At 42.6% G+C, this 235-nt stretch carries 1 protein-coding gene; it reads right to left on the bottom strand.

Annotated features, from left to right (window positions below; genetic code table 11):
- Positions 1 to 181: ParB N-terminal domain-containing protein (locus tag QP363_RS13550; RefSeq protein ID WP_336620732.1), on the bottom strand; the 181-nt coding region annotated here is incomplete at its 3' end.
- Positions 182 to 235: the final 54 nt, after the last annotated feature.

Below are 235 nucleotides of genomic sequence, written 5' to 3'. Positions count from 1 at the left end.
CAATGACTGTCAAATCCTCGTTGACAATGATTGGGTCAACGTAGCCAAACTTGAGTAGGCTTTGTTTAATCTTTTCGTACTCCTTATCACCCTTTTTCAGTTTCTTTCGAGGGTTATAAGAAGCTGGTTTTAAGTCACTCAGGGGAAGTTCCTTAATCTCCAGCTTGGGTTGCGTTGTCATGCACTACTCCTTTTCTAAATCGGTATTCCACGTAACAAGGGTGTCCGCAGAACT

Origin of the sequence: Corynebacterium sp. UMB6689 (assembly GCF_030215295.1) — a bacterium.
Taxonomy (GTDB): Bacteria; Actinomycetota; Actinomycetes; order Mycobacteriales; family Mycobacteriaceae; genus Corynebacterium; species Corynebacterium aurimucosum.
The sequence above is the reverse complement of the archived record's forward strand: the minus strand, read 5'-3'. Positions and strand labels throughout refer to the sequence as shown.